Annotated in this window: 4 protein-coding genes; 3 read left to right on the forward strand and 1 reads right to left on the reverse strand. The window is 67.9% G+C overall.

All coding sequences use genetic code 11. From position 1 onward, the window contains the following. The 3 genes from VOI19_RS17030 to VOI19_RS17040 all read left to right on the forward strand — a co-directional run. Positions 1 to 514 (forward strand): hypothetical protein (locus tag VOI19_RS17030; RefSeq protein ID WP_323794144.1); only part of this gene is annotated, 514 nt, incomplete at its 5' end. After that, positions 511 to 1,497, forward strand: a complete 987-nt coding sequence (locus tag VOI19_RS17035) for a zinc-binding metallopeptidase family protein (RefSeq protein ID WP_323794145.1) — start codon at positions 511 to 513, stop codon at positions 1,495 to 1,497. The genes VOI19_RS17030 and VOI19_RS17035, both read left to right, overlap by 4 nt. Positions 1,498 to 1,559: 62 nt before the next feature. Then, entirely contained in the window at positions 1,560 to 2,543 is a 984-nt protein-coding gene (locus VOI19_RS17040) for a glutathione S-transferase family protein (protein ID WP_323794146.1), read from the forward strand. A 21-nt stretch (positions 2,544 to 2,564) separates the two neighbouring features. On the opposite strand, the gene VOI19_RS17045 is transcribed toward VOI19_RS17040, so the two are convergent. Next, on the reverse strand, positions 2,565 to 3,008 hold the full coding sequence (locus tag VOI19_RS17045) for a PRC-barrel domain-containing protein (RefSeq protein ID WP_323794147.1): 444 nt from the start codon (positions 3,006 to 3,008) through the stop codon (positions 2,565 to 2,567). Positions 3,009 to 3,154: the final 146 nt, after the last annotated feature.

Consider the following 3,154-nt stretch of genomic DNA (forward strand, 5'->3'; position numbering starts at 1 on the left):
GTTCGACCTGCTGAGCGACAACGGCAAGCGCACGTTCGGCGTCGACGTCGACGACTGCGAGTCGGCCGACCCCGCCGAGGAGTTCGGCGACGACATGACCTTCGACGTCGGCGAGGCGCGGGTCGACGGTGACGACGCAACCGTGCCTGTGACGGTGGGTGACGGCTCGGGCGGTGCCGGCCCGGGTGAGATCACCCTCGACCTCGAGCTGGTCAAGCAGGACGGCGTCTGGCTCATCGACGGCTTCAGCCTCGGCGACCTCTTCGAGGACCTGCCCGAGGACCTGTTCTCCGACGTGCCCGAGGACTTCGACCCGGGCGACTTCCTCTCGGACTTCCCCTCGGACTTCGACCCTGAAGGCTTCGACCCTGAGGACCTCCTCTCTGACTTCCCCTCGGACTTCCTGTCCGACTTCCCCACTGACTTCGACCCGGAGGATTTCATGTCCGACTTCCCGACCGACCTCTTCACCGACTTCTCCGAGTTCTCCGAGTTCTCAGGAGCTGACCAGTGAGGTCCTTCCGCTGTCGCGTCTGCGACAACTCCCTCCACTTCGAGAACTCCGTCTGCGTCTCCTGCGGGACCGCCCTGGGGTTCTCCCGCGCCGAGCGCACGATCGTGCCGGTGAGCCCGAAGGGCAGCTACACCGACAGCACCGGCCTGGTGTGGCACGTCTGCGCCAACCTCAACCTGTCGGGCTGCACCTGGCTGGCACCGCTCGAGGGCGGGCAGTGCTCGAGCTGCGACCTCACCCGCACGCGCCCCAACGACGACGACCTCGAGGGTCTGGTCAACTACCCGGCCGCCGAGTCCGCCAAGCGCCATCTGCTCGTCGAGCTCGACGCCCTCGGCTTCGGGGTGGTCGGCAAGGACGTCGACCCCGACGGCGGGATCGCCTTCGACCTGCTCTCCAGCGTCGAGGAGAACGTCGTCATCGGGCACCAGAACGGCCTCATCACCATCGACCTCGCCGAGAGCGACGACGCCTACCGCGAGAAGATCCGCTCCAAGCTCGACGAGCCCTACCGGACGATGCTGGGCCACTTCCGGCACGAGTTCGGTCACTACGCCGAGTGGCAGCTCGTGCGCGGTGACGAGCGGATGGCGCGCTGCCGTGAGCTGTTCGGCGACGAGAGCGCTGACTACCAGGAGTCGATCTCGCGGCACTACGACGAGGGCCCGCCCGACGACTGGAAGCGCTCCTACATCTCGACCTACGCCACGATGCACCCCTTCGAGGACTTCGCCGAGACCTGGGCCCACTACCTCCACATCTGCGACGCCATCGAGACCGCGCGCGAGTACGGGTTGGTCACGATCGGCGGCATCGACGCGTTCTCGAGCTTCCGCGACGTCGTGACCGGGGTGTGGGTGCCGCTCTCGATCGCGCTCAACCAGATGAACCGCTCGATGGGCAAGGACGACATCTATCCGTTCGTCATCCCCGGACCGGTGCTGGACAAGCTCGACTTTGTGGCCTCGCTGCTCCCGCGCTGAGGCGTTGCCGGCCGCACCCAGGCAGATGGTTCAAAGATCATCCACCTGGGTACGGTTCCGGCATGAACGCATCAAGCGGGGCTGCCTCGTCGTCCGACAAGAGCAAGGGTGCGTCGTTCGACCGCGACATGAACTACGTGCCCGACCGGATCACCCGCGTCGAGGGTGGTGCCGCGCGCCGTCCCCAGCACGGCCCCGTCGAGGGCGAGCTGTGGCCGGTCGAGGCCGGCCGCTATCGCCTGATCGCCGCGCAGGCGTGCCCGTGGGCCAACCGGGCCATCATCGTGCGCAACCTGCTCGGCCTCGAGGACGTCATCTCGCTCGGGACGCCCGGGCCGACGCACGACGAGCGCTCCTGGTCCTTCGACCTCGATCCTGACGGCCGAGACCCGGTGCTCGGCATCGAGCGCCTCCAGGAGGCCTACCTCGCGCGCTTCCCCGACTACCCGCGCGGCATCACCGTGCCTGCCGTCGTGGAGGAGTCGACCGGCCGCCTCGTCACCAACGACTTCCCGTGGATCACCCACGACCTGTTCTTCGAGTGGAGCGAGCACCACCGCGACGGCGCTCCCGACCTCTGGCCGGCCGACCTCCGCGACGAGATGGAGGAGGTCATGCAGCGGATCTTCACCGAGGTCAACAACGGCGTCTACCGCTGTGGGTTCGCCAGCTCGCAAGAAGCCTACGAGGAGGCCTACGACCGACTCTGGGCCGCGATGGACTGGCTCGAGGAGCGGCTCACCACCCGCCGCTACCTGATGGGCGACGCCCTCACCGAGGCCGACGTCCGGCTCTTCACGACGCTGGTCCGGTTCGATGCGGTCTATCACGGGCACTTCAAGTGCAACCGCAACAAGCTCACCGAGATGCCTGTGCTGTGGGGCTACGCGCGTGACCTGTTCCAGACCCCTGGCTTCGGCGAGACCATCGACTTCGACCAGATCAAGGAGCACTACTACGTGGTGCACACCGGGATCAATCCCACCCAGGTCGTGCCCCAGGGCCCCGATGCGGCGCTCTGGCTCACCCCGCACGGACGCGGCTGAGCCGGACGGGGCACGACGCGCCTACTCCGCCGCGACCACCACGGCGTACGACCCGACTCCGAGCAGCCGCGAGCCGGCGATCGAGCGACGGTCCTTCTTCGAGCCCAGGATCAGCTCGACCAACGCTCCGGTCTCGGGGTCGAGGTCGATGTCGTGCACCGAGCCGAGGTCCTCGCCGGCGTCGGAGAGCACGCGCTTCTTGAGCACCGCGCCGTCCTTGGTCGCAAGGTCCGACTGGCGCTCGTCGTGGTCGCCGAGCACGGTCGCTTCAGCGATCGTGACCGCGTCGGCCCCGACGGCGGTCAGGTCGGACCACGCGACCACCGAGCCGTGGTCGGTCTTCTTGAACTCCAACGCGACCACCGAGCGCGTCGCCGGGTCGAGCAGGAATCCGTCGACCTTGCCGACGGTGTCGGCGCTGGTGGTGTCGACGAGCTTGCGACCCTTGAGGTCGGAGTACCGCATCAGCTCGTTCCCTTCAGCTGTGACCGGAAGGCCTGGACGGCGGCGCCGAACCCGGCGAGGTCGTGGCTGACGAAACCCTCCGCGCTGGCCGGCACCATGACGTGCTCGGAGGAGACCGACAAGGTGGCGGGCAGGGGGAGCAGGAG

The organism is Nocardioides sp. (assembly GCF_034670285.1).
Taxonomy (GTDB): Bacteria; Actinomycetota; Actinomycetes; order Propionibacteriales; family Nocardioidaceae; genus Nocardioides.

Excerpts from the sequence above, each read along its gene's own strand:
- VOI19_RS17040 (WP_323794146.1), top strand. The coding sequence starts at position 1,560 with ATGAACGCATCAAGCGGGGCTGCCTCGTCGTCCGACAAGAGCAAGGGT.
- VOI19_RS17045 (WP_323794147.1), bottom strand. The coding sequence starts at position 3,008 with ATGCGGTACTCCGACCTCAAGGGTCGCAAGCTCGTCGACACCACCAGC.